Origin of the sequence: Pseudomonas sp. B111 (genome assembly GCF_026428275.1) — a bacterium.
Lineage (GTDB): Bacteria > Pseudomonadota > Gammaproteobacteria > Pseudomonadales > Pseudomonadaceae > Pseudomonas > Pseudomonas aeruginosa.
Window position 1 is genome coordinate 2,040,254 of sequence record NZ_CP097857.1, and the last position, 23,883, is coordinate 2,064,136.

General features: G+C 66.8%; 18 protein-coding genes. 6 read left to right on the forward strand and 12 right to left on the reverse strand.

The window, feature by feature from the left end:
* Positions 1–30: 30 nt before the first annotated feature.
* From hrpA to fadD2, 4 genes are all read right to left on the reverse strand, one after another.
* The gene (gene hrpA / locus M6E97_RS09780) at positions 31–4,011 is read right to left on the reverse strand and encodes an ATP-dependent RNA helicase HrpA (protein WP_033939285.1); all 3,981 of its coding nucleotides are present in this window, start codon (positions 4,009–4,011) and stop codon (positions 31–33) included.
* Between the two features lie 175 nt (positions 4,012–4,186).
* On the reverse strand, positions 4,187–4,396 hold the full coding sequence (locus M6E97_RS09785; RefSeq protein WP_009876833.1) for an addiction module protein: 210 nt from the start codon (positions 4,394–4,396) through the stop codon (positions 4,187–4,189).
* Between the two features lie 122 nt (positions 4,397–4,518).
* The gene (gene fadD1, locus M6E97_RS09790; RefSeq protein ID WP_033939284.1) at positions 4,519–6,207 is read right to left on the reverse strand and encodes a long-chain-fatty-acid--CoA ligase FadD1; all 1,689 of its coding nucleotides are present in this window, start codon (positions 6,205–6,207) and stop codon (positions 4,519–4,521) included.
* Between the two features lie 234 nt (positions 6,208–6,441).
* Complete coding sequence (gene fadD2, locus M6E97_RS09795) at positions 6,442–8,130, reverse strand: long-chain-fatty-acid--CoA ligase FadD2 (RefSeq protein WP_034005758.1); 1,689 nt, start codon at positions 8,128–8,130, stop codon at positions 6,442–6,444.
* 246 nt (positions 8,131–8,376) lie between these two features.
* Here fadD2 and M6E97_RS09800 point away from each other — a divergent pair, with 246 nt between their 5' ends.
* The 3 genes from M6E97_RS09800 (at position 8,377) to M6E97_RS09810 (ending at position 11,120) form a co-directional block, all read left to right on the forward strand.
* Positions 8,377–9,327 (forward strand): alpha/beta hydrolase, encoded by a 951-nt coding sequence (locus tag M6E97_RS09800; protein WP_003138291.1) that lies wholly within the window; start codon positions 8,377–8,379, stop codon positions 9,325–9,327.
* Positions 9,324–9,794, forward strand: a complete 471-nt coding sequence (locus M6E97_RS09805; protein WP_003091647.1) for a MaoC family dehydratase — start codon at positions 9,324–9,326, stop codon at positions 9,792–9,794. The genes M6E97_RS09800 and M6E97_RS09805 overlap by 4 nt, the downstream gene beginning before the upstream one ends.
* Before the next feature lie 150 nt (positions 9,795–9,944).
* Positions 9,945–11,120 (forward strand): MFS transporter, encoded by a 1,176-nt coding sequence (locus M6E97_RS09810; RefSeq protein ID WP_003130346.1) that lies wholly within the window; start codon positions 9,945–9,947, stop codon positions 11,118–11,120.
* Here M6E97_RS09810 and M6E97_RS09815 read toward each other — a convergent pair.
* The 7 genes from M6E97_RS09815 to M6E97_RS09840 all read right to left on the reverse strand — a co-directional run bounded on the left by M6E97_RS09815 (position 11,101) and on the right by M6E97_RS09840 (position 15,862).
* Positions 11,101–11,958, reverse strand: a complete 858-nt coding sequence (locus tag M6E97_RS09815) for an HlyD family secretion protein (protein WP_003091654.1) — start codon at positions 11,956–11,958, stop codon at positions 11,101–11,103. The two genes, M6E97_RS09810 and M6E97_RS09815, sit on opposite strands and share 20 nt — an antisense overlap.
* A 27-nt stretch (positions 11,959–11,985) precedes the next feature.
* Positions 11,986–12,189, reverse strand: a complete 204-nt coding sequence (locus M6E97_RS09820; RefSeq protein ID WP_033939282.1) for a DUF1656 domain-containing protein — start codon at positions 12,187–12,189, stop codon at positions 11,986–11,988.
* On the reverse strand, positions 12,176–14,170 hold the full coding sequence (locus M6E97_RS09825; RefSeq protein ID WP_015502589.1) for an FUSC family protein: 1,995 nt from the start codon (positions 14,168–14,170) through the stop codon (positions 12,176–12,178). The genes M6E97_RS09820 and M6E97_RS09825 overlap by 14 nt, the downstream gene beginning before the upstream one ends.
* A gap of 207 nt (positions 14,171–14,377) precedes the next feature.
* Complete coding sequence (gene ccoM, locus M6E97_RS31120; protein WP_003091657.1) at positions 14,378–14,491, reverse strand: cytochrome c oxidase subunit CcoM; 114 nt, start codon at positions 14,489–14,491, stop codon at positions 14,378–14,380.
* A gap of 248 nt (positions 14,492–14,739) precedes the next feature.
* Positions 14,740–14,901, reverse strand: a complete 162-nt coding sequence (locus M6E97_RS09830; protein WP_003091659.1) for a hypothetical protein — start codon at positions 14,899–14,901, stop codon at positions 14,740–14,742.
* Complete coding sequence (locus M6E97_RS09835) at positions 14,898–15,500, reverse strand: alpha-ketoglutarate-dependent dioxygenase AlkB family protein (RefSeq protein ID WP_003091662.1); 603 nt, start codon at positions 15,498–15,500, stop codon at positions 14,898–14,900. Before M6E97_RS09835 ends, M6E97_RS09830 begins: the two co-directional genes overlap by 4 nt.
* Positions 15,501–15,553: 53 nt before the next feature.
* Positions 15,554–15,862, reverse strand: coding sequence for a hypothetical protein (locus M6E97_RS09840; protein ID WP_003122428.1), 309 nt, complete (start codon positions 15,860–15,862; stop codon positions 15,554–15,556).
* A 235-nt stretch (positions 15,863–16,097) separates the two neighbouring features.
* Between M6E97_RS09840 and rapA the strand changes: the two genes are divergently transcribed.
* Entirely contained in the window at positions 16,098–18,950 is a 2,853-nt protein-coding gene (gene rapA / locus M6E97_RS09845) for an RNA polymerase-associated protein RapA (RefSeq protein ID WP_003130341.1), read from the forward strand.
* A gap of 240 nt (positions 18,951–19,190) precedes the next feature.
* On the forward strand, positions 19,191–19,646 hold the full coding sequence (locus M6E97_RS09850) for a universal stress protein (RefSeq protein ID WP_003091672.1): 456 nt from the start codon (positions 19,191–19,193) through the stop codon (positions 19,644–19,646).
* A 69-nt stretch (positions 19,647–19,715) separates the two neighbouring features.
* Here the strand turns inward: M6E97_RS09850 and M6E97_RS09855 are convergent, their stop codons facing one another.
* Positions 19,716–21,371 carry a phosphoethanolamine transferase gene (locus tag M6E97_RS09855; RefSeq protein ID WP_033939281.1) on the reverse strand — a complete coding sequence of 552 codons (1,656 nt, stop codon included), beginning with the start codon at positions 21,369–21,371 and terminating at the stop codon, positions 19,716–19,718.
* Between the two features lie 331 nt (positions 21,372–21,702).
* Between M6E97_RS09855 and M6E97_RS09860 the strand changes: the two genes are divergently transcribed.
* Positions 21,703–23,883: a putative bifunctional diguanylate cyclase/phosphodiesterase gene (locus tag M6E97_RS09860; protein ID WP_033939280.1), complete on the forward strand. Its 2,181-nt coding sequence runs from the start codon at positions 21,703–21,705 to the stop codon at positions 23,881–23,883.

Below are 23,883 nucleotides of genomic sequence, written 5' to 3' on the forward strand. Positions count from 1 at the left end.
CCTTTTTCATTTCGCGCGGCATCCCTGGAACTAGCCCTCGACCTGGCTCCACTGCTTGGCCAGGCGCTTGTCCGAGACCGGCAGCCGGGTTCCCAGTTGCTGGGCGAACAGCGAGACCCGGTACTCCTCCAGCATCCAGCGATACACCTGCAACTCGGCGTCGCGCTTGCCTTCCTGGGCGTGCTTGGCGAGGCGCGCCTGGTATTGCGCCCAGAGTTCGCCCAGCTCGCCGCTCCACACCCGGTCGCGCTGGACCTGGCCGGCGACCTTGTCCAGGCGCTGCTCGATGGCCTTGAGGTAACGCGGATACTCCTTCAACCACTCCAGCGGGGTGGCGCGGACGAACCCCGGATACACCAGGTTGGCCAGTTGGCCCTTGACGTCGTTCAGCGGCACGGTCATGGCCAGCTCGACCTTGCCCTTGAAGCGCTTCTGCAGGCCGTGCCAGAGCTTGAGGATATCCAGCACCAGGCGTGCCAGGCGCTCGGCGTGCTCGTTCCAGGCAGCGCGCTTGCGCTCGGCCAGCGCGGCCAGGGCGGCGCCGTCGCGCGGCAGGCTTTCGCCCTGCAGCACGCAACTGTCGAGACTGGCCAGGAGGATGTCCTCGACCAGCGCCTCGACCCGTCCCAGCTCGCGGTACAGCAGGCCCATCTCGGTCTGCCCCGGCAGCTTGGCGCGCAGGTACTTGGCCGGCTCGGCCAGTTGCTGCAACAGCAGTCGTTGCAGGGCGCGGCGGTGTTGGTAGTCGGCCTCGGCCTGGGTCGGGAAGCGCCCTTCCTTGACCTCGCCCTGCTCCTCCACCAGCGCCGGGTATACCGTCATCGACAATCCGGCGACCTTCTGCTGGGCCTTCTCGGCGACGCTGGCGAAGGCCTTGGCCTCCACCGGACGCTGCTGTTCCTTGTCGGCCTGGGGTATCGCCAGGGCCGCCTGGCTGGCTTCGGCGAAACGCGCGGTGAGTTCGGCCAGGTCGCGGCCCTCGCCGAGGAACTTGCCCTGGGCGTCGACCACCTCAATGTTCATCCGCAGGTGATCGTCCAACTGCGTCGCCGCCTCGGCCCAGGCCTCGTCGGCTACCCGCACGCCGGTCATGCGCTGAAGCTCGCGGCCCAGCGCCTGCGGCAACGAACCTTCGCCGAAGGTGATGCGCTCCAGGGCGGCGCGGACGAAGTCCGGTACCGGCACGAAGCTCTTGCGGACCGCCTTCGGCAGGTTGCGCACCAACGCCACCGCCTTGTCGTAGAGCAGGCCGGGCACCAGCCAGTCGATGCGTTCGGCCGGCAATTGCGGCAGCAGCGGCGCCGGTACCCGCACGGTGACGCCGTCGCGCGCGGTGCCGGGCTCGAACTGGTAGCTCAGCGACAGGTGCAGATCGCCCAGGCGCAGGCGATCCGGGTACTGCGCCGCAGTGACTTCGCTGGCTTCGCGGGCCAGCACGTCTTCCTCGCGCATCAGCAGCAGGTCCGGCTGGTTCTGCCGCTCGCGGGCGTACCATTTCTCGAAACTGGCGGTCTGGTAGATATCCGCCGGCAGGCGCGCGTCGTAATAGGCGAACAGGGTTTCCTCGTCGGCCAGGATGTCGCGCCGGCGTGCCTTGGCTTCCAGCTCGTCGAGCTTTTCCAGCAACTGCCGGTTGGCGCTCAGGCACCTGGCGCGGCTGTTGATCTCGCCGCGCACCAGGCCTTCGCGGATGAACAGCTCGCGCGCCACCGGCGGGTCGATCGGACCATAGTGCACCGGACGTCGACCGATGACGATGAGGCCGTAGAGGGTGACCTGCTCGAACGCCACCACCTGGCCACGACGCTTCTCCCAGTGCGGCTCGAAGTGGTTGGTCTTGATCAGGTGCCCGGCCAGCGGCTCCAGCCAGTCCGGCTCGATCTTCGCGACCATTCGGGCGAACAGCTTGGTGGTCTCCACCAGTTCCGCGGCCATGATCCATTGCGGGCGCTTGCGAGCGATGCCGCTGGACGGATGGATCCAGAAACGTCGCTGGCGAGCGCCGAGGTAGTCGCCTTCCTCGGCCTTCTGCCCGATCTGGCTGAGCAGGCCGGACAGGATCGCTTTGTGGACCGCCGCGTAATCGATCCCCGGTACCTCGCGTTCGTTGTCGGCCGACGCGCCTTTCTTCGCCTCCGGCTTGCGCGCCTCGGCCTTGGCCGGACGCCCGAACGGCAGCTTCAGTTCGCGGCAGATCAGGGTCAGTTGGCGGTGGGCGTCGCGCCACTCACGCAGGCGCAGGTAGTTGAGGAAGTTCTTCCGGCACCAGCTGCGCAGGGCGTTGGAACCCAGCGCCTGGCGCTGCTCCTCGAAGCCACGCCAGAGATTGATCAGCGCGGCGAAGTCGGAATCCGGATCCTTCCATTGCGCGTGCGCCTGGTCGGCGGCCTGCTGCCGCTCCACCGGACGCTCGCGCGGGTCCTGCACGGACAGCGCGCTGGCCACCGTCAACACTTCCTCGAGGCTACCCTGCTGGGCCGCCTCCAGCAGCATGCGGCCCAGCCTCGGGTCGATCGGCAGGCGCGCCAGTTGGCGCCCCAGCGGGGTCAGCTGGCCTTCGCGGTTGACCGCCGACAGTTCCTGCAGAAGGGTGAAGCCGTCCTTGATCGCCTTGCCGTCCGGCGGCTCGATGAAGGGGAACGCCTCGATGTCGCCGAGGCGCAGGTGCAGCATCTGCAGGATCACCGCGGCCAGGTTGGTGCGGAGGATTTCCGGGTCGGTGAAGGCCGGACGCGCGTTGAAGTCCTCCTCGCTGTAGAGGCGCACGCATATGCCCGGCTCGACCCGTCCGCAACGGCCCTTGCGCTGGTTGGCGCTGGCCTGCGACACCGCCTCGATGGGCAGCCGCTGGACCTTGGCGCGGTAGCTGTAGCGGCTGATCCGCGCGGTGCCGCTGTCGATCACGTAACGGATGCCCGGCACCGTCAGCGAGGTTTCCGCGACGTTGGTGGACAGCACGATCTTGCGTCCCGGGCGCGGCTGGAAGATCTTCTGCTGCTCGGCCGGGGTCAGTCGCGCGTACAGCGGCAGCACTTCGGTGTGGCGCAGGTTGGCCTTGCGCAGCATCTCCGCGGCGTCGCGGATCTCCCGCTCGCCGGGGAGGAACACCAGCACGTCGCCGGGCCGCTTGCCGACCTCGCGTTCGTGGGCGGCGATCTCGTCGAGGGCGGCGAGGATGCCCTGGTCCACCGACAGGTCGTCCTCGACCCGGTTGCCCTCCTCGTCGGTTTCCGCCGCCAGCGGCCGGTACCAGGTCTCCACCGGATAGGTGCGGCCGGAAACCTCGATCACCGGGGCGCCGTCGAAATGCCGGGAGAAACGCTCCAGGTCGATGGTCGCCGAGGTGATGATCAGCTTCAGGTCCGGACGCCGGTGCAACAGGGTCTTCAGGTAGCCGAGGAGGAAGTCGATGTTCAGGCTGCGCTCGTGGGCTTCGTCGACGATCAGCGTGTCGTAGCGCTCCAGGTAGCGGTCGTGCTGGGTCTCGGCCAGGAGGATGCCGTCGGTCATCAGCTTGACCAGGGTGCTGTCGTCGCTCTGGTCCTCGAAGCGCACCTGGTAGCCGACCAGCGCGCCCAGCGGCGTGCCGATCTCTTCCGCGACCCGCGTCGCCACGCTGCGCGCCGCCAGCCGACGCGGCTGGGTATGGCCGATCAGGCCGTGGATGCCGCGACCCAGCTCCAGGCAGATCTTCGGCAACTGGGTGGTCTTGCCCGAGCCGGTCTCGCCGGCGATCACCACCACCTGGTGGGCGGCGATGGCGGCCTTGATCTCGTCGCGCTTGGCGGCGATCGGCAGGCTGTCGTCGTAGCGGATCGCCGGCACGCTGGCGCGCCGCGCCTCGACCTTGGCGCAGGAGGCCTGGAAGCGCTCGACCCACTGCGCCAGGCGCGCGTCGTCGGGCTGCTTGCGCAGTTCGTGGAACTGCCGGCGCAAGCGGTGGCGGTCGCTGATCTGGGCCTGGTCGAGGCGCCGGACGAGTTGGTCGAGGGAAGGAGTCTGGTCGGTCATCTAGGCTTTTCGAATGCTGTGAGCGTGCCGCAGTCGCGGAGGACGGGAAGAAGCTCCGGCCACTGCCGAGGCGAAAAATATTCGGAATTGTCGCAGATTTGAGCGGAAGAGGACGAATCCCGGTTAACGCTCGCTGCCGCGATACGGCCGACGCTGCTGGTGGGCAATGGCCCTCTCAGCGCCCCAGTCGCTTGAGCATCTCGGCCAGCGGCAGCGCATCGGCGGTGCCCGCCCGGCAGTCGGCGAGGCGATCCTCGGCCACTCGCAGCCATTGGCGCTCCACCTCGGGGCCGGCGCGATGCAGCAATGCCTGGATCAGTTCCAGACGCCGGCTGATCGGCAGACGGCGTATTTCTTCGGCCAGGGCAGGATCGAGGCGGGCCATGGGGGTTTCCTCCGGCAGGTGATGCGCTGCAGGCACGTCCGCACAGGCCCGCTCACCCCGCAACCGACTGCCTGCAACGAAGAAGCCCCGCATCGGCGAGGCTTCTTCAGGCAACGGCGGACTTACTTCTGGCCCGCTTTCTTCAGCTCTTCGTCGCGCAGTTCGCGGCGCAGGATCTTGCCGACGTTGGTGGTCGGCAGGCTGTCGCGGAACTCCACGGCCTTCGGCCGCTTGTAGCCGGTCAGGTTGTCATGCATGTGCTGCATGACCTGTTCCTTGGTCAGGGTCGCCCCCGGCTTGACCACCACGAAGACCTTGATCGACTCGCCGGACTTCTCGTCGGGGATGCCGATCGCGGCACACTGCAGGACGCCCGGCAGGGTCGCCAGCACGTCTTCCAGCTCGTTCGGGTAAACATTGAAGCCGGAGACCAGGATCATGTCCTTCTTCCGGTCGACGATGCGCATGTAGCCGTCTTCCTGGATGATCGCGATATCGCCGGTCTTCAGCCAACCATCGGCGTCGAGGATCTCGTCGGTGGCTTCCTGGCGCTGCCAGTAGCCCTTCATCACCTGCGGGCCTTTCACGCAGAGTTCGCCGCGCTCGCCCAGGGGCACTTCCTGGCCGTCGTCGCCGATCACCTTGCACAGGGTCGAGGGCACCGGAATACCGATGGTGCCGACCTGGATGTTCTGGAACGGGTTGACCGATACCACCGGCGCGGTCTCGGTCATGCCGTAGCCTTCGCAGATGGCGCAGCCGGTGACTTCCTTCCAGCGCTCCGCGGTGGCCAGTTGCAGCGCCATGCCGCCGGAGAGGGTCAGCTTCAGCGCGGAGAAGTCCAGCTTGCGGAAGGTCTCGTTGTTGCACAGGGCGACGAACAGGGTGTTCAGTCCGACGAAGCCGGTGAACCTCCACTGGCCGAGGTCCTTGAGCATCGACGGCAGGTCGCGCGGGTTGGTGATCAGGATGTTGTGGTTGCCGGTGAGCATCATCGCCATGCAATGGAAGGTGAAGGCATAGATGTGGTACAGCGGCAGCGGCGCGATGAGGATCTCGCAGCCCTCGTTGAGGTTGGCGCCCATCAGCGCCTTGCACTGCAACATGTTGGCCACCAGGTTGCGGTGGGTCAGCATGGCGCCCTTGGCGACCCCGGTGGTGCCGCCAGTGTATTGCAGTACGGCGACGTCGTCGGCCTGCGGCGCGGCTTCCTGGAACGACTTGCCGGCGCCCCTGGCCAGCGCGTCGGTCAGCTTGGTGGCTTGCGGCAGGCTGTAGGCCGGCACCATCTTCTTGATGTGCTTGACCACGAAGTTGACGATGAAGCGCTTCAGCGGCGGCAGGATGTCGCCGACTTCGGTGACGATCACCTGCTTGACGCCGGTCTTCGGCAGTACACCCTCGACCAGGTGGGCCATGTTGGCCAGGCAGACCACCGCCTTGGCGCCGGAGTCGTTGAACTGGTGTTCCAGCTCACGCGCGGTGTACAGCGGGTTGGTGTTGACCACGATGAGGCCGGCGCGCATGGCGCCGAAGACCACGATCGGGTATTGCAGGACGTTGGGCAACTGGACGGCGATGCGGTCGCCGGGCTTGAGATCGGTGTGCTGCTGCAGGTAGGCGGCGAAGTCGCCGGACAGCTTGTACAGCTCGCCGTAGGTCAGGGTCTTGCCCAGGTTGGTGAACGCGGGCTTGGTGGCAAAACGTTGGCAGGACTCCTTCAGTACCGACAGGATGTTCGGGTACTGGTCGGGATTGATCTCGGCAGCAATACCCGCTGGGTACTTGTCCTTCCAGAAGTTTTCGATCATGGAAGCCCACTCCTAAGCAACAGCTAATCTTCACCGCTCATGGCGGCATCTTGTTGTGATCTGCTCGCTAACCCTGGACCCAGGGCTATTAGGCGCGCCGAGATTATCAGCTTTGCCAGAGGCAGACCAGCACCAAACATGACCTATTCGGTCAAAAAAATGACCGAGACATTAGTCTCGGTCACGGTCTTTCCTGTCCCCGGCAAATGCCCGTTTCAGAGCCTTGTAAGGCTATCAGGCGATTTCGCGCAGCTCACGACGGAGGATTTTACCCACAGGCGTCATCGGTAATGCATCCTTGAGCACAATCTGTCGCGGAATTTTGTATCCGGTGAGGTTTTCCTTGCAGTAGGCCTTGAGCTCCTCGACCGACAGGCTGGGGTCGCGGGCCACCACGAACAGCTTCACCGCCTCGCCGGACTTCTCGTCGGGAATGCCCACCGCCGCGCAACTGGCCACCTTCGGATGGGCCATCACCACGTCTTCGATCTCGTTGGGGTAGACATTGAAGCCAGAGACCAGGATCAGGTCCTTCTTGCGATCGACGATACGCACGAAGCCGTCCTCGTCGATCACCGCGATGTCGCCGGTCTTCAGCCAGCCTTCGGCATCGAGAATCTCCTCGGTGGCCTCGGGACGCTGCCAGTACCCCTTCATCACTTGCGGACCTTTCACACAGAGTTCGCCACGTTCGCCGACAGGCAGCTCGTTGCCCTGCTCGTCGATCACCTTGAGCGCCGTGCCCACGACCGGAATCCCCACCGTGCCCAGGCGCGCCTGCTCGCCGTAGGGGTTGGTGGTCACCACCGGCGAGCATTCGGTGAGGCCATAGCCTTCCACCACGGTGCAGCCGGTGACGCCCTTCCAGCGCTCGGCGGTGGCGCTGACCAGTGCAGTGCCGCCGGAGTTGGTGAGCTTCAGGTTGGAGAAATCGACGTCCTTGAACCCGGGGTGCTCCATCAACGCGACGAACAGGGTGTTGAGGCCGAGCAGCGCGGAGAAACGCCACTTCTTCAGTTCCTTGATGAAACCGGGGATGTCGCGCGGGTTGGTGATCAGCACGTTATGGTTGCCGCTGACCATCATGCACATGCAGTTCGCGGTGAAGGCATAGATGTGGTAGAGCGGCAGCGGCGCGATCATCACCTCCTGCGCCTCCTTCATCAGCGGCAGGCCATCTTTGCCGAGCTGGGAAAGCTGGGCGTGGACCTGCAGCATGTTCGCCACCAGGTTGCCGTGGGTGAGCATCGCCCCCTTCGAGACCCCGGTGGTGCCGCCGGTGTACTGCAACACGGCGACATCCTCCAGGCCGACCCTGACCGGCTGCAGGGCATGGCCCTGGCCTTGCTTCAAGGCCTGCCTGAACGGCAGCGCCTGGGGCAAGCGATAATCGGGGACCATCTTCTTCACCGACTTCACCACGCTGTTCACCAGCCAACCCTTCAGCGCCGGCAACAGGTCGCCCATGCGCGCCTCGATCAGGTACTCGATCCGCGTATCCGGGAGCACTTCCTCGACCAGCTTGCCGAACACGTTCAGGTAGACCAGCGCACGCACGCCGGCGTCCTTGAACTGGTGGCGCATTTCGCGGGCGGTGTACAGCGGATTGGTGTTGACCACCACCAGCCCCGCGCGCAAGGCGCCGAACACCGCGATGGGATATTGCAGGACATTGGGCATCTGCACCGCGATGCGGTCGCCGGGCTGGAGATCGGTCTGTTTCTGCAGGTAGGCGGCGAAGGCGGCGGACAGATGATCGAGTTCGGCGTAGCTGAGCGTCACGCCGAGATTGCTGAAGGCCGGGCGGTCGGCGAATTTCTTGCAGGAGCGCTCGAAGACCTCGACCACGGAACGGTAGGCGCCGAAGTCGAGACTGTCGGGTACGCCGGCCGGGCGTTTGTCGTTCCAGAATTCAGGTTGCATTTATTCTTGTCCTCTTACCTGAGCGGGTCTGGCCCGCGTGTGCGGGGTATCGGGCAACTTAGCAGTTGCATCGGACAGCGCAAATACTCCTCCTGCCCTTATTGATAGTGTGAATCTCCAGCCTGTCGCTCTTCGCCGCCCGCCATTCCAGAGCGGCCCGTGCCCAAGGGTGGCGCTTTTCCGGGACGAAACCGCGCACGCTGCTAGAATGCGCCGGAACGCGTCCGCCCGGCACAAGGAACGAACATGCCCGCCGCTGCCTACTGGCTCCCCGCCAGCGACGAAACCCCGCTGTACACCCGCCACTGGCCGAGCGCAACGGCCGTCGGCGCGGTGATGCTGTCCCACGGCATGGCCGAGCACGCCGGTCGCTACGAGCGTCTCGCCGCCGCGCTGAACGCTGCCGGCTACCACTTCTATGCGATCGACCAGCGCGGCCACGGCCGGACCGCCGAAGCCGACGAGCTGGGCCACTTCGCCGACCAGGGCGGCTGGGGCAAGGTGGTCGGCGACCTGGCCAGCCTGAACCACCATATCCGCCAGCAGCACCCGGAACTGCCGATCTTCCTGCTGGGCCACAGCATGGGCAGCTACATCTCCATGGCCTACCTGCTGCACCACAGCTGCAGCCTGCAAGGGGCGATCCTTTCCGGCTCCAACTACCAGCCGCAAGCGCTCTACCGGGTCGCCCGCCTGATCGCCCGCTTCGAGCGCTGGCGCCAGGGGCCGCTGGGCAAGAGCGCGCTGATCGACTTCCTCTCGTTCGGCTCGTTCAACAAGGCGTTCAAGCCCAATCGCACGGCCTTCGACTGGCTCAGTCGCGATCCGCAGGAAGTCGACAGGTACGTGGCCGACCCGCTGTGCGGCTTCCGCTGCAGCAACCAGTTGTGGGTGGACCTGCTCGGCGGCCTGGCCGATATCACCCCGCCCACCCACCTGCGGCAGATCGATGCCGGCCTGCCGCTGCTGGTCATCGGCGGCGAACGCGACCCGGTCAGCCAGGGCAGGCGCCTGGGCGACCTGGCCGACGCCCTGCGCGGCGCCGGGCTGCGCCAGGTGACCCTGAAGACCTATCCCGAGGCCCGTCACGAGCTGTTCAACGAGAGCAACCGCGACGCGGTCACCCAAGACCTGATCGACTGGCTGGAACAGGCCCTGCGCCACCGCCGGGATCATTCGACAAAGGAGAGAACATGAGCCAGGTCCAGAACATTCCCTACGCCGAGCTAGAGGTCGGGCAAAAGGCCGAGTACACCAGCAGCATCGCCGAGCGCGACCTGCAGTTGTTCGCCGCAGTCTCCGGCGACCGCAACCCGGTGCATCTGGACGCCGCCTACGCGGCCACCACCCAGTTCAAGGAACGCATCGCCCACGGCATGCTCAGCGGCGCCCTGATCAGCGCGGCGATCGCCACCGTGCTGCCCGGTCCAGGCACCATCTATCTCGGCCAGACCCTGCGCTTCACCCGTCCGGTCAAGCTCGGCGACGACCTGAAGGTCGAACTGGAAGTCCTCGAGAAGCTGCCGAAGAACCGCGTGCGCATGGCCACGCGGGTGTTCAACCAGGCAGGCAAGCAGGTGGTCGACGGCGAAGCGGAGATCATGGCGCCGGAAGAGAAGCTCAGCGTCGAGCTGGCCGAACTGCCGCCGATCAGCATCGGCTGAGCGGCTTTCCCTACCGTCGGGCCATCCGGCCCGACGGACTTGCCGGGCCGCCGCGCGCTGCTCTACCCTGTCCGCTGTCTTACCTCAATCACCAGGGATAACCGAAGGCACTCCACCGCCCGAAACCCCTTACCGGGAATCGGAGCCGCCATGGACCTTCGCTTGCTGTTGCTATCCCTGACCACCTTCGCCGCCGGCCTGGCGGAAAGCATCCTGATCGGCATCCTGCCGCCCCTGGCCGAAGACCTGCGGGTCTCCATCAGCCTGGCCGGCCAGCTCACCACCCTGTTCTCCCTCGGCTTCGCCCTCGCCGCACCGCTGCTCGGCTGGCTGACCCGGCGCATCGAACGCCGCCGCCTGCTGCTGGCGACCCTGCTGCTGTTCGCCCTCAGCAACGCGCTCGCCGCCCTCGCTCCGGGCTATCTCGGCCTGCTCCTGGCTCGCCTGGGAATGTCGGCCTGTTGCGGGCTGCTGATCGTCCTCGCCAGCCTGCTCGCCGCCGAGCTGGCCGCCCCGGCCCAGCGCGGCCGGGCGATCGGCCTGATCTTCATGGGCATCAGCGGTTCGCTGGTGTTCGGCGTGCCACTGGGCGTACAGATCAGCGACTGGTTCGGCTGGCGCTGGATCTTCGCCGGCATCGCGGTCTATTCGCTGCCCTTGTGCCTGCTGCTCTGGCGCTACCTGCCGCAACGCCAGGCCGGCGACCTGCCCGGCCGCGAAGGCTACCTGCGGCAGTTGCGCCAGCCCGCGCTGTGGCTCGCGCAACTGGTATCGATCCTGTTGCTCGGCGGGCACTTCACCCTGTTCGCCTATTTCACCCCGTACCTGGCGAGCATGGCCGGTATTCGCTCGCCCGGCGAGATCAGCCTGATCCTCCTGCTGATCGGCCTGGCAGCGCTGAGCGGCGGCTATATCGGCGGCTGGCTGGCCGACCGCCTCGGCCACCGGCGCGCCCTGCGTCTGGTGCCGGCGGCCTTCGCCCTGGCGCTGGCGGCGGTGCCGCTGAGCCTGGGCAGCATCGGGTTCCTGCCGGTACTGATGGTCTGGAGCGCGATCAGTTGGATGATCTCGCCGGTGGTGCAGAGCTTCCTGCTGCGCAGCGATCCGGCCAGCGGTTCCGCCGGCGTCGCCCTGAACACCTCGGCCATGCACCTGGGCGTGGGCCTCGGCGCGGCGCTGGGCGGCCTGGTGGTGGCGGCACTGGGAGTCGCCGCGACGCCCTGGGTCGGCCTCGCCCTGGTGCTGGCGGCGCTGGCCTGCGCGCTTGGCGCCAGCACGCTGGATGGCGCCACGCAAGCGCTGCCGCTCAGTCCCCCTGCACGGTGACGCTGGCGGTCATCCCGGCGCTCAGGTGGACATCCGCCGGCACCTGGTCGAGGCGGATGCGCACCGGAATGCGCTGCGCCAGGCGCACCCAGTTGAAGGTCGGCTCGACATTGGCCAGCAACTGGCCGTCCGGCGTCGAGTTGCGGTCGGTGATACCGCTGCTGATGCTCTCCACCGTGCCGTCGATCGGCTGATCGCCGCTCATCAGGCGGACCTGGGCGCGCATGCCGACGCGGATGCCGGGCAGCTTGGTTTCCTCGAAGTAGGCGACCACATAGAAGGACTGCTGGTCGACCAACGCCATCACCGCCTGGCCCGCCGTGGCGTAGTTGCCCTGGGCCAGGCGCAGGTTGGTCACCTGGCCGTTGCGCGCGGCGCGCAGTTCGCTGCGCTTGAGGTTGAGTTCGGCGATCTTCACCTGGGCCAGCGCTTCCTGGTACTCGCTGCGAGCGATGGCGGCATTGATCTGGGCGTTTTCCTTGTCCTCGGCGCTGATCGCGCCGATGCCCAGGCGGCTGCGCCGGGCCGCCTCGTTCTGGCGCAACAGGTATTGCTGGTGACGGGTCTCGGCGACGGCGCGGGCCTGCTCCAGGTTGGCCTGGTAGCGTTCCTGGTCGATGCGCATCAGCACGTCGCCGACCTTGACCACCTGGTTGTCCTTGACCTCCAGGTCGGTCACCCAGCCGGACACGTCCGGCGCCACCACCACCACGTCGGCCCGTACCCGGGCATCGCGGGTCCAGGGCGAGAGCATGTAGTAGCGCCAGAGCCAGATGCCGGCGAGGACAGCGGCAGCGACCACCAGCAGGGTGACGACGACGCGAAGCGATGCACGCATGCGAATCTCCTTCTCGGGGCGACGGATTCAGGACGTGGCCGCCCAGGTAATGCCACTCAACATCAAAATGAACAGGGCGCAGTCGAACAGCGCCTCGTGCCAGACCCAGCGACGCAACGGCGTTTTCTGGATCAGCACCCGCAGCGCGGCGGTGGCCGCCAGCGCCAGCAGGGCATAGACGAACAGCGGGCTGAGGTAGACGCCGCCCCAGGCCGACTCATGCAGACTCATGGCTTTCCTCCTGATGGCACCACTGCTGCCAGGTGAACAGCAGTTGCGCCAGGGCCGCGCGCGCCAGGCGGCTGGCTTCGTCGTCGTGGCGAGCGTCGCGCTCCAGGGCTTCGCGCAACGGCAGGCTGATCCGTTCCAGGCGGTCGCTGCGCGGCCCCGCGGGACCGGCCTCAAGCAGCTCGCCCAGTTCCCCGAGGAAGCGGTCGCGCGCCTTGCGCAGGACGCCACGGGCGCCTTCCAGGCAGGCCCGCAGGTGGATCAGTTCGTTACCCAGGTCGAGCGCCAGGAGGCCATCGTCCCAACGCCGCCGCTCCTGCTCCGGCAACAGGTTGGCGTGCCGCGCCAGGCGCAACAGGCGGTCGGCCATGCGCCCGCCGAACCAGTTCTCCGCCTGCGCCAGCGGGCGCCGGGTGAGGCGGCCGAGGTCGACGCAGGTGGCATCCAGCAGGCGTCGGGTCAGCCAGCCCGGACGCAAGGTCAGCAAGCGGAAGATCACCACCGCGAAGCCGACTCCGATCAGTACGCCCTGGGCGGAATTCAGCAGGGTCGCGAGGTCGTAGTCCATCTGGTTGCGCGGCGCGACCAGGACGATGAAGTGGATCGCGAACGAGGTGGCGGTGCCGGCGGTGACCGGTACGGCCATGCCCAGGGTGGCGAAGAACAGCGGCACGCCCATCGCCAGGCAGAGCAGCGGGAAGCCATTCCACTGCGGCAGCAGCCACTGGCTGACCAGCATCGCCGCCGGGATCGCGTAGACGATGCCGCGCAGGAAGCTCAGGCCGATGGCCACCGCGTTGTCGCGGTTGGCGAACAGGCTGCACACCACCGCCGCCAGCAGCATCGCGCCGGACGCCGCCGGCCACGCGGTATAGATCCAGTAGATCGACAGCCCGAGCAACGCCAGGGCGCTACGCGCGCCGTAGAACAGCGCCATCTGCAGGTCGCGGTGCCAGGACAGGGTGCCGGCGCTGCCCACCCGCCCCTCGACCTCGCCGCTGGCCACCGCGCGCATGCCCTTCTCGGCATTCACCGCCTTGAGCAGCAGCACCGAGCAGCGGGTCAGCAGGTAACGCTGGTCGTTGCTCCACTGCGGCTCGACCGCGACCTGCGCCAACTCCTCGCGCAGCGCCTGCATCGACGCCGGATCGGCCCCTTCCAGGGCGCTGGCCAGCGCGGCCAGCCAGCGCTCCACCTGGCGCTCTTCCTCTTCGCTCAGCCGCGCCCGTTGCCGGGCCACGCCGCGCGCGGTGCGCAACAGGCTGAGCAGGTCGCGCGAGAGCAACGCCAGGGCGCCGGCCCGGCGCCGCCCGCGCTCGCCTTCGAACCAGGCATGGTCGCGCTGCGCATCGACCTCGACGATCTTGCTCAGCGCGTTGAGCAGCCCCTGCGGCTGCCGCTGGCGCGGGTCGATCTCGCCGCGCGCGGCCTGCATGCCCAGCAGCCAGGTGGCGTGGGCCTGCTTGTCGAGGTTCTGCTCGACCCGCTGCGGCCAGAGGATCGCACTGACCGCCGAGGCGCAGATGATCCCCAGGCAGATCTCGGTACAACGCGCCACCGCCTGCTCGAAGACCAGCAGCGGCTGGTCCACCGCCGGCAGGCCAATGATCGCCACCGTATAGCCGGAAAGTACGAAAGCATAGGAAACGTGGTTGCGCAGGGAGGTCGAGGCCGCCGTGCAGAGCCCCAGCCAGAGCGAGATGGCCAGCAGGAACAACCAGGGCGCCTGGGCGAACAGCGCGATCATCAGCACCGACATCGCGGTGCCGACCAGGGTGCCGAGCAGGCGGAACAAGCCCTTCGCCACCACCATGCCGGACAACGGCTGGGACACGATCAGCACGGTCATCAGCGCCCATTGCGGCTGCTCCAGGTCGAAGCGAAAGGCGCACCACAACGCCAGGCCGCCGGCCAGGAGCGTCTTGATGGCGAACTTGAGCGCCAGCGTCGAGGGTGCCAGGAACGGCTTCCAGTGAATGGGCACAGGGTCTTCCGAAACGGGGTCTACATCAGCATAGATAGCCGGCGAACGCCGAGGCGATATGTGCAGCCTATATTATTAGGCTGCTAACAATATCGTCCAGCGACATTCGTAGTATCCCGATCGCTGCGCCGGTGTTTTTCCAGGCGCAAAAAAACGGGCGACCGAAGTCGCCCTAAGTGCCTTGCGTGCTCTGTGTATCCGGGAGGATCAGCCTTTGCGGCTATGGGAATCCTTCCAGATGAAGTAACCGACCCCACCGAAGAAAGCGACCATGAGGCCTACTGTAAGAATCCCTGCGAGAACCACTTCGTCGATGAACATGTTGATGGCCTCCAGTTGCCGGTTGGGTGTTGCTCGATGGGCTCAGATTAGCGAGGCGCGGCGGCGCAATATTGACCTGGATCAATCGCCCGGACGGGCTTTTTCGGCCAGGTGCATGACACTGACCCAGGTCAAGTTTCGCAGGAGGGAGAATGCGGTCGGACGCCGCAGATAACCGGGAGAAACCTGCCCGATCGCCGCACGTTGCCCGCAGGAATGCGCCGCCGGCGAACGCGGCGGCGGAGGCTTCAGCGCTTCTTCGGCTTGCCTTTCGGCTTCTTCCGCGGCTTGCCCAGCGGCAACACCTGTTCGAAGGCCTTGCGGACCTCCTGCAGGCGCTTCTCGTGCACGTCGTGGATGCGCTTGTCGCGCTCGGCGCTGAGGTCGATCACCTTGTCGTCGTCGTTCATGGCTGGGGGTACACCAGGCGGAAGGTCAGGTTCAAACGGGGCATGCAGGAGCGGCGGGTCTTCGCCACCTGATGTTGCCAATGATGCTGGGTTGCGCCGCGCATGACCAGCAGGCTGCCATGGGTCAGTTCCAGGGAATGGGCGATGCGGGTCTGGCCCTTGCGCCGCAGGTCGAAGCGGCGGCTGCCGCCGAGACTGAGCGAGGCGACCAGCGGATCGCGGCGCAGCTCTGGCTCGTCGTCGCTGTGCCAGCCCATGGAGTCCTGGCCGTCGCGGTAGTAGTTCAGCAGCACGCCGTTGACCCGCTGGCCGACCTCGCGCTCCACGCGCTCACGGATCTCGCCGAGCAACGCGGTCCATGGCAGCGGCCGGTGGACCTGGCCGGAATAACGGTAGGCGGCTTCCGCGTCACCGTACCAGGCCACCAGGCGCGGGGTCGGGCGCTCCTCGCCATGGATGCGCAGGATCGGCTGTTCCCAGGGCGTTTCCTGTTCCAGGCGCAACAGCCAGGCGCTCGCCAGCGGCGCATCCAGCCAATGCGGGAGATAGCGCAGGTCGGCGTCCGGCAGGGTCAGGGGTGCGTCGGCGAACAGGTCCATGGGCCGCAGGTTACTACGCCGCAAGGCCGCTGCTGAAGCCTGGAAAACCAGGGTTACACTTCGATGTCGATCAATTGTCCCTTGCGCGGCGGCTCGTCCGCCTGGGCGCTCTCCCCCGCTTCGTCAGCCGGCGCCTCGTCCCCCTCGTCGCTCCGCGCGTGCGCCTCGCCGCCCTGGCGGCGCTGGCGACGGCGGTATTCCTCTTCCAGCCAGCTTTCCTCGTCGCGCTCCTGGCGCAAGGCGACGCCATCGCTGCCCGCGCCAGCCTGGGTCGGCGCGACCGGCGGCGTGGCCGGACGGGGCTTGGGCGGGTCCTGCTGGACGGTGACCGGGATCAGGCCCTGGGGGATCGGCGGAAGCATGCAGGCAACCTCTCTGGGTAGTGCCGCGTCATGGGTTCTCGCAGCGTGCCGGTTTGCGGCGTTCTTCTACAAGGGTTATCGGTCGACCCGCCGCTCGACTTGAGAACCAGCCGCCAGGCGGTCGCTCCCGTACCGACGGACGGCTCTCCGACGAAGCCCTGGCGCAACACGCAATCCATCGCCAAGCGTCGCTCAACGCCACGCGTTGCGGTACCATACCCGGCTTTTTTGGGAGGTGGACATGGCGCAGTATCAACCGGGGCAACGCTGGATCAGCGACAGTGAAGCGGAATTGGGCCTGGGGACCATCCTGGCCCAGGATGGCCGCCTGCTCACCGTGCTCTATCCGGCGACCGGCGATACCCGCCAGTACGCCTTGCGCAATGCGCCGCTGACCCGCGTGCGCTTCGCCCCCGGCGATGAAGTGACGCACTTCGAAGGCTGGAAGATGACCGTCCGCGAGGTCGAGGAAAGCGAGGGCCTATTGGTCTACCACGGCCTCACCGCGCAGAACGAGCAGCGCACCCTGCCGGAAACCCAGCTCTCCAACTTCATCCAGTTCCGCCTCGCCAGCGACCGCCTGTTCGCCGGACAGATCGACCCCCTGCCCTGGTTCTCCCTGCGCTACCACACTCTCGAACGCCGCAGCCAACTGCTCCAGTCCTCGCTCTGGGGCCTCGGCGGCGCCCGCGCCCAGCCGATCGCCCACCAGTTGCACATCGCCCGCGAAGTCGCCGACCGCATGGCGCCGCGCGTCCTGCTGGCCGACGAAGTGGGCCTGGGCAAGACCATCGAGGCCGGCCTGATCATCCATCGCCAGTTGCTTTCCGGCCGCGCCGGGCGGGTGCTGATCCTGGTTCCGGAAAACCTCCAGCACCAGTGGCTGGTGGAGATGCGCCGGCGCTTCAACCTGCAGGTGGCCCTGTTCGACAAGGAGCGCTTCGCCGAAAGCGATGCCAGCAATCCCTTCGAGGACAGCCAGTTGGCCCTGGTCGCCCTGGAGTGGCTGAAGGAAGACGAACGCGCCCAGGACGCCCTGTTCGCCGCCGGCTGGGACCTGCTGGTGGTCGACGAAGCCCACCACCTGGTCTGGCACCAGGACCAGGTCAGCGCCGAATACGCGCTGGTCGAGCAACTGGCGGAGATCATTCCAGGCGTCCTGTTGCTCACCGCGACCCCGGAGCAACTCGGCCAGGACAGCCACTTCGCGCGCCTGCGCCTGCTCGATCCGAACCGCTTCCACGACCTCGAAGCGTTCCGCCGGGAGAGCGAGCAATACCGCCCGGTCGCCGAAGCGGTGCAGGAACTGCTCGACCACGGCAATCTTTCGGCCGGCGCGCGCAAGGCCATCCACGGCTTCCTCGGCAGCGAGGGCGACGAGCTGCTGGCCAGCGTCGAGGGCGGCGATGAAGACGCCCGCTCGCGCCTGGTCCGCGAACTGCTCGACCGCCACGGCACCGGCCGCGTGCTGTTCCGCAACACCCGCGCCGCCGTGCAGGGCTTCCCCCAGCGCGAGCTGCACGCCTATCCGTTGCCGATGCCGAGCCAGTACCAGGAACTGCCGGCCGGCGAACACCCGGACCTGTATCCGGAAGTGAATTTCCAGCAACAGTGGGAAGACGGCGACGACAACAATCGCTGGTGGCGCTTCGACCCGCGCGTCGAGTGGCTGATCGATACCCTGAAGATGCTCAAGCAGTTCAAGGTCCTGGTCATCTGTGCCCACGCCGAGACGGCCCTCGACCTGGAAGACGCCCTGCGCCTGCGTTCGGGCATCTCCGCCACGGTGTTCCACGAAGGCATGAGCATTCTCGAGCGCGACCGCGCCGCCGCCTACTTCGCCGACGAAGAGTTCGGCGCCCAGGTGCTGATCTGCTCGGAAATCGGCAGCGAAGGCCGCAACTTCCAGTTCGCCCACCATCTGGTGCTGTTCGACCTGCCGGCCCACCCGGACCTGCTCGAGCAGCGCATCGGCCGCCTCGACCGAATCGGCCAGCGACACACCATCCAGTTGCACGTACCGCACCTGGAGAACAGCGCCCAGCAGCGCCTGTTCCAGTGGTACCACCAGGCGCTGAACGCCTTCCTCAATACCTGCCCCACCGGCAACGCCCTGCAACACGAGTTCGGCCCGCGCCTGCTGCCGCTGCTCGACGGCGGCGAGGACAAGGCCTGGGACGCGCTGCTCGCCGAAGGCCGCGCCCGTCGCGAAGCCCTCGAAGCGGAGCTGCACAGCGGTCGCGACCGCCTGCTGGAGCTGAACTCCGGCGGCGCCGGCGAAGGCGAGGCGCTGGTGGAGGCCATCGAGGAGCAGGACGACGACTTCGCCCTGCCGATCTACATGGAGCGCCTGTTCGACGCCTACGGCATCCACAGCGAAGACCATTCGGAAAATGCCCTGATCCTCAAGCCAAGCGAGAAGATGCTCGACGCCGGCTTCCCCCTCGGCGACGACGAAGGCGTGACCATCACCTACGACCGTGCCCAGGCGCTGGCCCGCGAGGACATGCAGTTCCTCACCTGGGAACATCCGATGGTTCAGGGCGGCATGGACCTGGTGCTGTCCGGCTCGATGGGCAACACCTCGGTGGCGCTGATCAAGAACAAGGCGCTGAAGCCTGGCACCGTGCTGCTCGAACTCCTGTTCGTCAGCGAGGCCGTGGCACCGCGCGCCCTCCAGCTCGGCCGCTGGCTGCCGCCGCAGGCCCTGCGCTGCCTGCTCGACGCCAACGGCAACGACCTGGCCGGCCGGGTGTCCCTGGAAACCCTCAACGACCAGCTGGAAAGCGTGCCACGGGTCAGCGCCAACAAGTTCGTCCAGGCCCAGCGCGACGTGCTGGCCAAGCAGTTCGACGTGGCCGAGGGCAAGATCGTCCCGCGCCACGAGGAACGCGTGGCCAGGGCCAAGCAGCAGTTCGCCGCCGCCATGGACGAGGAACTGGCGCGCCTGACCGCGCTCAAGGCGGTCAACCCGAGCGTCCGCGACAGCGAGCTGGACAGCCTGCGCACCCAGCGCGAGGAAGGCCTGGCCCTGCTCGACAAGGCCTCCCTGCGCCTCGAGGCGATCCGCATCCTGGTCGCCGGCTGACGTCCGGCAACGGCTGCGCGAAACGAGAAGCCATGGGCCTCCCCCATGGCTTCTTTCATTTCATTTCCAGCGAAGGCCGCAACGGCGGATGGCCGCGAGCCGGGCGTCGCAGCGGAATCGCGACGGTCGCCCTGCGACTTATTGACCTCCGGCAAAGGTCCGCCGCCCGCGAGGGTCTACAGTGTCCTTGAAGTTTCAAGAACGCCCGGCGGGCGGACACTCACTCTGGAGGGACACCTTATGTACGATCGCATTCTGGTAGCCGTGGACGGCAGCCCGGTCTCCGACCGCGCCCTGGAAGAGGCCATCAAGCTGGCCGGCCTCAGCGGCGGCAAGCTGCGCGTCATCACCATCGTCGACAGCCCGCTGCGCCACCTTCCCGACTACGCGGTGTACTACAACCCCGAGCCGCTGCGCGAAGCCGCGCTGAAAGCCGCCGATGACGTCCTGGCCAAGGCCCGCGAGAAGGTCGAGGCGAGCAACGTCGAAGGCGCCACCTTCGATCGCGTCTGCCAGGAGCGCGCCAGCGAGGAAATCGCCGAGCGCATCGAACTCGAGGCCCAGGCCAGCGATGCCGACGTGGTGGTCATGGGCACCCATGGTCGTCGCGGCATGCGCCGCCTGATGCTCGGCAGCGTGGCGGAAGGCCTGATCCGCGTGGCTTCGCGTCCGGTCCTGCTGGTCCGCGACAAATAAGGCGAAAGCCGACGAAAAAGGCCGTGGGGGGGAATCCTCCACGGCCTTTTTTCTTTCAGCCCCCGTCGCTCACTGGGCTGCCCTGGGCGCGCGGCAACTGGCGAAGATGTCCAGCGCCGGCTGGTACAGCGAAGTCTGTACGTCCAGCAGGCCGAGCACCGAGTGGAACAGGTTGTCGTGGCTCAGGTCCTTGTCGTCGCGCTTGCCGTCCAGGCAACTGCGCTGGATGCCCCAGTTGCCCAGCGCCTGCGGGGCGAACCACATGACCATCGGCACGTGGATCTGCGCCTGGGGCGCGATCGAATAAGGCGCCGCGTGCAGGTAGACGCCATTCTCGCCCAGCGACTCGCCGTGGTCGGACACGTAGATCATCGCCGTATCGCGCTTGTCGGCATTCCGCTTGAGCAATTCGATCACCTTCGTCAGGAAGTGGTCGGTATAGAGGATGGTGTTGTCGTAGACGTTCACCAGCTCTTCCTTGCTGCAACTGCCGAGCTGGTTGGTCCGGCATACCGGCTGGAAGCGTTCCATCTCCTTCGGGTAGCGCTCGTAGTACTCGGGACCGTGGCTGCCATCGGAGTGCAGGACGATGATGGCGTCGTCCTGCAACCCGTCGATGTACTCCTGCAGGCCTACCAGCAGCGACTCGTCCAGGCAGTTCTTGCCGTCGCAGAACGGACTCGGCTGGTTCTTCGGGATGTCCCGGTTGGGCACCCGCAGGCAGGTGCCCTTGCAGTCGCTGTTGTTCTCCAGCCACAACACCTGCATGCCGGCACGCTGGAGAATGTCCAGCAGGCCTTCGTGGGTCTTGGCCTTCTTGTCGCTGTAGTCCTCGCGCGGGTACTGGGAGAACATGCAGGGCACCGAGACCGCGGTGGAAGTGCCGCAGGAACGGACCTGGGTGAAGTTGACGATGTCCTGCTTGCTCAGCTCCGGGTTGGTCTCGCGGGCGTAGCCGTTCAGCGAGAAATGGTCGGCACGGGCGGTCTCGCCGACCACGAACACCAGCAGCGATTTCTTCTGTCGCTGCAGCGCAGCCGGCGCCTGGCGGGCGTCCAGGCCGATCGGCTCGACCACCAGGTGCTCCTTGATCACCAGGCGCTGCTTGGCGTACTTGCCCACCGCGTAGATGTAGTTGGTCGGGTTGATGAAGTGGGTCAGCTTGTCTTCCTCGCGGAAGATCGGCGCGTAGGTGGAATAGAAGCTGCCTACCATTACCGCGACGATCAGCAGGCAGCCGAGCAGCGTCAGGATCTTGTTCAGCAGGCCGCGGAAGAACGGCCGGTAGCGTACCGGCCAGAGCCAGATCAGCAGCGAAGGCAGGACACCGAGCAACAGCAGATAGCCGAGCAGGGTTGGGTTGACCAGGTCGCCGGCCTCGGTGGCGTTGGTCTCGAAGACGTTCTGCACCATCACCGTGTCGATGCTGATGCCGTAGCTACCCATGAAGTAGGTCGCGCCGGCCGAGCACAGGGCGACCAGGGTCAAGGCCGGCTTGAGCAGCGGGCGGAAGGAAACCAGGGTCAGCAGGAGCGTGAAGGCGGCCCACAGGAACGCCGCGAACGAAGCGAAGAACGCGAAGCCCTTCAAGCCTTGCAGCGGCACCAGGCCATGCAGGGCCTTCCAGGTCGCCGCGTTGTAGAACACCACCAGAACCAGCGCGAACAGCATCACCAGCCGGGTCGAACCGATAGCCGGCAAGAAACGCTTGATACCCCCACCCATTGAAGCAACTCCTGAAACGTAACGGACCGCCGCCACCCCCGTGGCGGGGCGCCCGAACTCTATCGGGCGCCTGGTCAAAATTTCGTGAAGCCTCGCGAGCCCTCGCGGGCGCAGCGATCATGCCCGTGGCGATGGAGCCGGAACAAGCTCAGCTATGCCTTTTCTCCCTGGGAAGATGCCGAAACCGGCCGTATGTCGGCGGCCAGCGACTTCCTTCCATGCCGACCTTGCAGGCGGCTCCCGCTATCTATACTGGAAGCACAATGCCACCCCCATCCCCAGCCCGCGCCCGCGCCGTCCGCGGGTTTTCCGTGTCCAGGGAGACACCGCTATGGATTGGCAAGGCCTGCGCTTCCTCGGAGAGTCTCCCGTCGACGGCTACGTGCTGCAGAACTGCACCTATTCTCCGTCGCTGGTGGCGCTCGCCTTCCTCGTCGCCTGCCTCGCCGGGTACACGGCGCTGGACATGGTCGAGCGGGTCGGCAACAGCCTGAGCCACCCGCGCCGCTGGCAATGGGTCGGGGCGTTCTGCCTGGGCAGCGGCATCTGGGCCACGCATTTCGTCGCCATGCTCGCGTTCCACGCGCCGATCGCCCTGCGCTACGACCTGCCGATCACCGGCCTGTCGCTGCTGATCGCCGTCGCCGCCTCGTACCTGGCGATGTACATGACCGCCCGCCCGCGCTTCGGCCTGCTGCCCTGCCTGCTCGCCGCCTGCTGCATCGGCCTGGGCATCGCCGCCATGCACTACACCGGGATGGCGGCGATGCGCTCGGTGGCCACCCAGTACTACCAGCCATCGCTGTTCGCCCTTTCGGTACTGATCGCCATCGGCGCCGCCTTCACCGCCCTCGCCGCGGTCCCCTACCTGCGCGGCCGGCGCAGCGCGCGCTACCGCTACATGAAACTGATCGCCAGCCTGCTGCTGGCCGGCGCCATCGCCGCCATGCATTTCACCGGGATGGCCGCGCTGGTGCTCAGCGTACCCGCCGGCACGCCGCTGGAACTGCAAGCCAGCGCCGACTCGCTGCGCCTGGGCTGGCTCACCGGAGTGCTCGCCAGCGCCATCGCCGCCTGCGGCATCTGGGCCGCATGGTCGGAGAAACAACGGGAGCGCCGGCTCAGCGAAAACAGCCGGGTCAACGCCCTGCTCAACCAGCTCGACCACGCCCACGCCTCGCTGCGCCAGATGGCTCGCTACGACAGCCTGACCGGCCTGCAGAACCGCACGGCATTCAACGAAGTGTTCGTCCAGCACCTGGAGAACTGTCGCCTGAGAGGCAAGGGCCTGGCGGTGATGTTCCTCGACCTCGATCACTTCAAGCGGATCAACGATTCCCTCGGCCACGACTCTGGCGACGAACTGCTGAAGATCGTCTCCGAACGCATCCGCAGCGTGTTGCGCGATAGCGACGTGGTGGCGCGCTTCGCCGGCGACGAGTTCTGCGTGCTCGCCGACCTCACCCAGGACCACGAGGCGCACATCCTCTCGCAACGCCTGATGCAGAAGATGAAGGAACCCATCGCCCTGGACGGGCGCACCCTGGTGATGACCGCCAGCATCGGCGTCAGCCTCTACCCGAACGACGGCGAGCAGTGCGAGGAGCTGCTGAAGAACGCCGGCCTGGCCCTGCACCAGTCCAAGGCCTGCGGGCGCAACAACGCGCAGTTCTTCAGCCGGCAACTGCTGGTGCGGGCGACCCAGGAACTGCAGATGGAGGAGGAACTGCGCCAGGCCCTGCGCGACGACCAGCTGGAGCTGCACTACCAGCCGATCCTCGCCCTCGCCGACGGCGAGGTACACCAGTTGGAGGCATTGGTGCGCTGGCGCCATCCGACCCAGGGCCTGCTCGGTCCGGACCGCTTCATCGGCCTGGCCGAAGCCAACGGCATGATCGACCAGCTCGACGACTGGGTGCTGCGACGCGCCTGCCGCGACCTGCGCAGCCTGCACCTGGCCGGCCACGAACGGCTGCGGGTGGCGGTCAACTGCTGCGCCAGCAATCTCGGCCGGGCCAGCCTGGTCGACGAAGTCCGTCATGCGCTGGACCAGGCCGGGCTGGCGGCGCGCTTCCTCGAACTGGAGGTGACCGAGGACGCGCTGATGTACAACATCGACCAGACCATCCCGCTGCTCGAACGCCTCCGCGAGCTGGGCGTCAGCCTGTCGATCGACGACTTCGGCACCGGCTATTCGTCGCTCGCCTACCTGCGCCGCCTGCCGCTGGACGCGCTGAAGGTGGATCGCTCGTTCATCATGGACATCCCCGCCTCGCAGCGGGACATGGAAATCGCCCAGGCGATCATCGCGATGGCCCAGAAGCTCCATCTGAAAGTCGTCGCCGAGGGCGTGGAGACCCCGCAGCAACTGGCGTTCCTGCGGGAGAACCATTGCGAGCTGGTGCAGGGCTACCTGTTCAGCCGGCCGCTGCCGCTGGCGGCCCTGGAAGAGTTCCTCCGCGCCTACCGCTTCGACGCCGCGCCGCCGCTGCGCAGCCTGAACCAGGCCTGA